Consider the following 6,366-nt stretch of genomic DNA (forward strand, 5'->3'; position numbering starts at 1 on the left):
CCAGTACGGCAATCCCGCCAACGCGCTCGCGCACTACGAGACGACCGGCCCGGAGATCCTCGCCGACCTGCCCGAGATCACGCATTTCGTGGCGGGCCTGGGCACCACCGGAACCCTGATGGGCACCGGCCGCTTCCTGCGCGAGAAGGTCGCCGACATCGACATCGTCGCCGCCGAACCCCGCTACGGCGAACTCGTCTACGGCCTGCGCAATCTCGACGAGGGCTTCGTCCCCGAACTCTACGACGAGTCCGTCCTCACCTCCCGCTTCTCCGTCGGCCCCTACGACGCGGTCCGCCGCACCCGCGAATTGGTCCTGGAAGAGGGCATTTTCGCGGGCATCTCCACCGGCGCGATCCTGCACGCCGCCCTCGGCGTCGCGAAGAAGGCCCAAAAGGCCGGGCACCGCGCCGATATCGCCTTCGTCGTCGCCGACGGCGGCTGGAAATACCTCTCCACCGGCGCCTACGACGGCACCCTCGAAGAAGCCGAAGAGAAACTCGACGGCCAACTCTGGGCCTGACCGCCGCCCCGAGACCACACCGACCCCGCGCCCGCTGCGCAACCGCAGCGGGCGCGCTGTTTATCGAGGCAGCGGTACGCTCGAGAGCAAGACGCCTAGGAGGTCTTGCTATGAGCGGCGGCAGCGGGATGGGATCGTCGTTCGATCCGGATCGGATCGCGCGGTTGCGGGGGCAGTTGGCGAAACCTGCCGGGGGAGTCGAGCGGGCGGGCGGCAATGCCGCGGTGAAGCTGCTGTGGCAGCGGGCCATTGTTTTGACGCTGGGGTTCACGGCGCTGCTGTATGTGATCGAGGCGATCAACAGTGCGACGAACGGTGAGCTCGACAATGCCGGGGTCAAGCCGCGCAGTGAGGCCGGGCTGTCGGGGATTCTGTTCGCGCCTGTGCTGCATGCCAATTGGGGGCATCTGTTCGGGAACACGCTGCCGGTCATCGTGCTCGGGCTGCTGGCCCTGCTGACCGGGATCGGGCGCGGGCTGACCGCCACCGCGATCATCTGGGTGATCGCGGGGCTCGGGCAGTGGCTCACCGCTCCCGCGCACAGCGTCTCGGTCGGGGCGTCGGTGCTGGTGTTCGGCTGGCTCACCTACGTGATCTGCTGGGGCTGGTTCTCGCGAAACGTGCTGCAGATCGTGGTCGGTCTGGTGGTGTTGGTGCTCTACGGGTCGATCCTGTGGGGCGTCCTGCCCGGCAATCCGGAAATCTCTTGGCAAGGACATCTTTTCGGGGCGATAGGTGGAGTGTTTGCCGGGTGGGTACTCTCTGGGAATGAACGTCGTCATCGTCGCGGGGTTGAAGCCGGCCGTACCGCGTCGCAGGGGTGACGCTGGACGCGGTCGGCGATTTGGGGGATCCCTCCTTGAGTGAGAATGCAGCGTGGCAGCATGGGGGAATGCGCCTCACCGTGATCGGGTGCTCGGGCAGCGTGTCCGGCCCGGATTCTCCGGCCTCGGGTTACTTGCTGACCGGCCCGGATATGACACCGACCGTCATCGATTTCGGTCCCGGCGTGCTGGGCGCGCTGCAGCGGTACCTCGATCCGGGTGAGGTCGACATCTTCCTCACCCATCTGCACGCCGACCACTGCCTGGATCTGCCGGGCCTGCTGGTGTGGCGGCGCTACCACCCGAATCCGCCGACCGGGAAGGCCATCGTCTACGGCCCCACCGACACCTCGCTGCGGATCGGCAACGCCTCCGCCGAGATCGGCGGCGAGACCGACGACTGGTCCGACGTCATCGACATGCGGGTATGGCAGCCGGGCACGCCGACCACCTTCGGCCCCGGCCACACCGTCGAGGCCCGGCGCATGTACCACCCGCCGGAGTCCTACGGCCTGCGCATCAACACCGCCGCGGGCCGCACCTTCGTCTACACCGGCGACACCGCCCTGTGCGACGAGGTCTTCGAGTTGGCCAGCGGCGCAGACGTTCTCCTCTCCGAGGCGTCCTGGACCCACGACCCGGCGAACCGCCCCCCGGGCATCCACCTCTCGGGCCACGAGGCCGGTTTGATCGCCGCCCAAGCGGGCGTCGGCGAACTCCTCCTGACCCACATCCCCCCGTGGACTTCCCGCGAGGACGTCATCGCCGAAGCCAAGGCCGTGTTCAGCGGTCCGGTCCACGCGGTGTCGCCGGGCGAAGTTTTCGATATCTGACGCGACAACAGATCTCGTAACGGTCGGGGTAACTCCCCGGGTACGTCCAAAATCGGTTCGGCACTCAACCGCCGGCCCGGGTGCGAGACGGTCAACGGCACGCTGCCGTCCGCTGAAGTTTCGGGGAGGCGGGGGAGCTACGCTGTTGGCCGTGTCGAAACGAGCCGATGGCAGGGCGGATGACGAACTCCGCGACGTACGGATCACCCGGGGATTCACCTCGCACCCGGCGGGGTCGGTGCTGGTGGAGTTCGGCGGGACGCGGGTGATGTGCACCGCGAGTGTCACCGACGGCGTGCCGCCGTGGCGTCGTGACTCCGGATTGGGCTGGCTGACGGCCGAATACGCGATGCTGCCCGCCGCCACCCACACCCGCTCGGGCCGAGAGTCGGTGAAGGGCAAGGTCGGCGGCCGCACCCAGGAGATCTCGCGGCTGATCGGCCGTTCCCTGCGCGCCTGCATCGACCTGGCCGCGCTCGGCGAGAACACCATCGCGCTGGACTGTGACGTGCTGCAGGCCGACGGCGGCACCCGCACCGCCGCCATCACCGGCGCGTACGTGGCGCTCTCGGACGCCATCACCTACCTGGGCGCGGCCGGGAAACTGTCCGACCCGCAACCGATCTCCTGCGCCATCGCCGCGGTGAGCGTCGGCGTCGTCGACGGCCGGGTGCGCCTGGACCTGCCGTACGAAGAGGATTCGCGCGCCGAGGTCGATATGAACGTGGTCGCCACCGACACCGGCACCCTGGTGGAGATCCAGGGCACCGGCGAGGGCGCGACCTTCCCGCGCTCCACCCTCGACAAGCTCCTCGATTCCGCGCTCGCGGGCTGCGAGCAGCTGTTCGTGGTGCAGAAGGAAGCCCTGGCGCTGCCGTACCCGGGCGTGCTGCCCGAGCCGGAGGAGTCCAAGAAGCGATGACCCGTCGTGTCCTGGTCGCCAGCCGCAATACCAAGAAGCTCAACGAGTTGCGCCGCATCCTGGATGAGGCGGGCGTCGCGGGCCTCGAGATCGTCGGCTTGAACGACGTGCCGGAGTATCCGGAGGCCCCCGAGACCGCGCCGGACTTCGAGGGCAATGCCCTCGCCAAGGCCCGCGACGGCTTCGCCGCCACCGGATTGCCCTGTGTCGCAGACGATTCCGGTCTCGAGGTGGATGCCCTCAACGGCATGCCGGGTGTGCTGTCGGCCCGCTGGTCGGGCACCCACGGCAATGACGAGGCCAACAACACCCTGCTGCTGGCCCAGCTCGGCGATGTCCCCGACGACCGTCGCGGCGCGCGCTTCGTCTCCGCCTGCGCTCTGGTCGCCGACGGCGTCGAGGAGACCGTGCGCGGCGAATGGCCCGGCGTCATCGGCCGAAAGCCGGTGGGCGACGGCGGTTTCGGCTACGATCCGCTGTTCTTCCCGGATGGCGGCGACGTCTCCTCCGCGCAGCTCACCCCGGCCGAGAAAGACGCGGCGTCCCACCGCGGCCGTGCCTTGCGGCAACTGCTCCCGGCGCTGGCGGCCCTGGCCGAACGCTGAGCGAAGCCGGGGCGGGGGCTCGGTAGCGCCGCCCGGGCCGGGCTCGGTAGCGTCACGGCTGAACACTTCCCGAAACGACCGCGCCCCGCCGATTCCTCGGCGGGGCGCGGTTTTTCGTTGCTGACTCAGAGACCGAAGGTGGCCTTCACATCGCGAGTCCGGTAGTGCTCGAAGAAGAAGGAGGCGAACGGGATCGTGCCCGCCAGGCAGGTGAGGAACGTGGTCAGCGGCTGCCAGCGCGCCTTGATCCCGAGGTCGATGGTGAAGACCAGGTAGATCATGTAGAAGATGCCGTGCACCTGGCCGATGTAGAACAGCCAGTGCGGCGCGGAGTGGCTGTCGTCGAGAATGCCGTACTTGTAGATCATCTCGCCGCACAGCACCAGCAGCCAGACACCGGTGATGTAGGCGAGCACGCGGTAGCGGGTCAGCGCGCCGCGGATCTTCTCGGGCGTGGCGGCACCGAGCGGGCGGGGAGCCAGCGTGGTGGTCTCACCGGCGACGGGGGTTTCTGCGGAGTTGTCGCGGGTGCTCAACCGGCGCTCCTCTCGGTGTGGTGCAGCCCCGCGTCACGGACCTTGTCGTCCATGTCCTGGGCGTGCAGATCGGCCAGGTATTTGTTGTATTCGGCGAGCTCGGGATCCTCGTCCCGGGCGGCCTTGGGGCGCTCCGGCAACAAGCCCGCCGGAATCTCGCGCGGTGCCGCGGCCTTGGGCCGGCGCGGCCGGGCATCGGGGCTGCTGTCCGGAGTGGATTCGGCCACTTCGGGACTCGGGGCGGCGTCCTCCACCGCTTCCTTCTCGAGGCGCACGAAGCGGACATAGGCCCAGATCACGAAGCCCGCGAACAACGGCCACTGCAATGCGTAGCCGAGATTTTGATACGTGCCGCCACCCGATTCGAACCGGGTCCACTGCCAGTACCCCAATCCCAGGCACGCCAGGAACGCCACGACCACGAAGACAATCAGGGCCGGACGGCGATGGGGAGCGGACACGACCTCCACGGTACCTGCCTACTACGGGCCGCGTAGTAGGCAGGTGCACAGATCAGAATTTGTATGTGACGCCGGTCAAGCGCTCGGACTCTTCCCACAGGCGGCGCTGCAGGTCGCGATCCTGGGAGGTCTTGCTCGACGGGGACGCCTCGACCGGGCCCTGGCTGCCGAACCAGCGGGTGGGACCCCAGTAGGTGTTCGGGTCGGCGTCGGGGGAGGTGGCCGCGAACATCGAGGAGTAGGCCGCGTGGAACGGGGACTGGCCGACGATCCGGATGAACGGCTTGGAGATCTTGTCGAGGGGGGTTTCGGTCTTGGCGAAAAGGTCGGTCGCCGAGACGCCCGGGTGCACGGCGTAGGAGCGCTTGGTCGAACCGGCGGCCTCGAGCCGGTGCTGCAGTTCGCGGGCGAACATGAGGTTCGAGAGCTTGGACTGCGCGTAGGCGAGATTGCGCTGGTAGCGGCGGTTCTCGTAGTTGAGGTCGTCGATGTAGAGCTTGGGGGTCTGCTTGTGGGCGATCGACGCCAGCGAGACGACCCGGTCGCTGATCTTGTCCAGCAGCAGCCCGGTCAGCGCGAAATGCCCGAGATGGTTGACGCCCCACTGGGTTTCGAAGCCGTCCTTGGTGCGCGAGAACGGGATGTTCATCAGGCCCGCGTTGTTGATGAGCACATCGAATTCGCCCTGGGTCTCGGCGAACTGGCGCACGGAGGCGAGATCGGCCAGGTCCAGCGCAGCCACCCGCACGTCACCGTCGATGCGATCGGCCACTTCCTGCGCCTTGGCGGCGTTGCGGCAGGCCATGATGACGGTGGCGCCCTTGCCCGCGAGCACCTTGCTGGTCTGTTCGCCGAGCCCGCCGTTGGCGCCGGTGATGACGAAGGTGCGCCCGGACTGGTCCGTGATTTCGCTGGGCTTCCATGCCATGGCTGTTTGACCTCACAATTCGAGTCGTTTGTTCGACCTTACTTCAGAGTAAGTTCCGGCGATAGCCCGGACTCGCGGGCGAAAAATTGTGACAGTCATAAAAAGATGATCATAATGATTTTATGACACCGTCGTCGACCGGCGCGCCCCAGGGTCTGCGCGAGCGCAAGAAGTTGCAGACCCGGCAGAACATCTCCGATACCGCGACGCGGTTGTTCCTGGAGCGTGGGTACGACACGGTCACCATCGCCGAGATCGCGGTGGCCGCGGAGGTCGCCAAGATGACCGTGACCAATTACTTCCCGCGCAAGGAAGATCTGGTGCTGGATATTCGCGAGGCATTCGTCGCCGGCCCGGCGGACACCGTGCGCGCGCGGCAGCCGGGGGAGTCGGCGCTGGCCGCGCTGCGGCGGGCGTATTTGGCGGGGGCCGTCGCGAAGGATGCCGTGCTGGCGGGCTTCTCGGGACCGGACTTCGCCGCCCTGATCACCGGCAGCCCGGCCCTGGTCGCGCGGATGCGAGAGTTCCACGAGGATCGCGAACGCCTGCTGGCCGAAGTGCTGGCCGAGGAAACCGGCGCTCCCGCAGACGATTTCACGGCCCGGGTGGTCGCCGCGCTGCTGGGCGGCGTGCATCGGACGCTGTTCGACGAGGTGCAGCGCCGCACGGTGGCGGGGGAGTCGAACGACGCGATCGCGGTCGTGCTGGCCGAGCGGGCCGCCGCCGCCTTCGAC

9 protein-coding genes are annotated in these 6,366 nt (G+C 67.9%); 6 read left to right on the forward strand and 3 right to left on the reverse strand.

Translation table 11 applies throughout. The features are described from left to right. The 5 genes from ACWELQ_RS34585 to ACWELQ_RS34605 form a co-directional block, all read left to right on the forward strand. On the forward strand, nt 1-523 hold a 523-nt coding region (locus tag ACWELQ_RS34585; protein WP_452401227.1), incomplete at its 5' end, for a pyridoxal-phosphate dependent enzyme. Between the two features lie 110 nt (nt 524-633). After that, complete coding sequence (locus ACWELQ_RS34590) at nt 634-1,347, forward strand: rhomboid family intramembrane serine protease (RefSeq protein WP_452401228.1); 714 nt, start codon at nt 634-636, stop codon at nt 1,345-1,347. Between the two features lie 68 nt (nt 1,348-1,415). Next, nucleotides 1,416-2,180, forward strand: a complete 765-nt coding sequence (locus ACWELQ_RS34595; RefSeq protein WP_379358205.1) for a cyclic nucleotide-degrading phosphodiesterase — start codon at nt 1,416-1,418, stop codon at nt 2,178-2,180. Between the two features lie 151 nt (nt 2,181-2,331). Continuing rightward, nucleotides 2,332-3,102 carry a ribonuclease PH gene (gene rph / locus ACWELQ_RS34600; protein ID WP_379358203.1) on the forward strand — a complete coding sequence of 257 codons (771 nt, stop codon included), beginning with the start codon at nt 2,332-2,334 and terminating at the stop codon, nt 3,100-3,102. Further along, nucleotides 3,099-3,707: a non-canonical purine NTP pyrophosphatase gene (locus ACWELQ_RS34605; RefSeq protein ID WP_452401229.1), complete on the forward strand. Its 609-nt coding sequence runs from the start codon at nt 3,099-3,101 to the stop codon at nt 3,705-3,707. Before rph ends, ACWELQ_RS34605 begins: the two co-directional genes overlap by 4 nt. Before the next feature lie 125 nt (nt 3,708-3,832). On the opposite strand, the gene ACWELQ_RS34610 is transcribed toward ACWELQ_RS34605, so the two are convergent. The 3 genes from ACWELQ_RS34610 to ACWELQ_RS34620 are packed head-to-tail and all read right to left on the reverse strand — an operon-like array spanning nt 3,833 to nt 5,632. Beyond that, on the reverse strand, nt 3,833-4,243 hold the full coding sequence (locus tag ACWELQ_RS34610) for a DUF3817 domain-containing protein (RefSeq protein WP_452401230.1): 411 nt from the start codon (nt 4,241-4,243) through the stop codon (nt 3,833-3,835). Then, nucleotides 4,240-4,713: a transcriptional regulator gene (locus tag ACWELQ_RS34615; protein WP_452401231.1), complete on the reverse strand. Its 474-nt coding sequence runs from the start codon at nt 4,711-4,713 to the stop codon at nt 4,240-4,242. Before ACWELQ_RS34615 ends, ACWELQ_RS34610 begins: the two co-directional genes overlap by 4 nt. Nucleotides 4,714-4,756: 43 nt before the next feature. Continuing rightward, nucleotides 4,757-5,632 carry an oxidoreductase gene (locus ACWELQ_RS34620; protein WP_452401232.1) on the reverse strand — a complete coding sequence of 292 codons (876 nt, stop codon included), beginning with the start codon at nt 5,630-5,632 and terminating at the stop codon, nt 4,757-4,759. Nucleotides 5,633-5,754: 122 nt separating this feature from the next. Between ACWELQ_RS34620 and ACWELQ_RS34625 the strand changes: the two genes are divergently transcribed. Further along, a partial coding sequence (locus ACWELQ_RS34625) for a TetR/AcrR family transcriptional regulator (RefSeq protein WP_452401233.1) occupies nt 5,755-6,366 on the forward strand: 612 nt, incomplete at its 3' end.

The sequence above is a fragment of the Nocardia sp. NPDC004722 genome, from assembly GCF_053601505.1.

Bases quoted from the DNA above. Each gene is read 5' to 3' on its own strand.
- ACWELQ_RS34590 (WP_452401228.1), top strand. From the start codon at position 634: ATGAGCGGCGGCAGCGGGATGGGATCGTCGTTCGATCCGGATCGGATC.
- ACWELQ_RS34595 (WP_379358205.1), top strand. From the start codon at position 1,416: ATGCGCCTCACCGTGATCGGGTGCTCGGGCAGCGTGTCCGGCCCGGAT.
- ACWELQ_RS34605 (WP_452401229.1), top strand. From the start codon at position 3,099: ATGACCCGTCGTGTCCTGGTCGCCAGCCGCAATACCAAGAAGCTCAAC.
- ACWELQ_RS34620 (WP_452401232.1), bottom strand. From the start codon at position 5,632: ATGGCATGGAAGCCCAGCGAAATCACGGACCAGTCCGGGCGCACCTTC.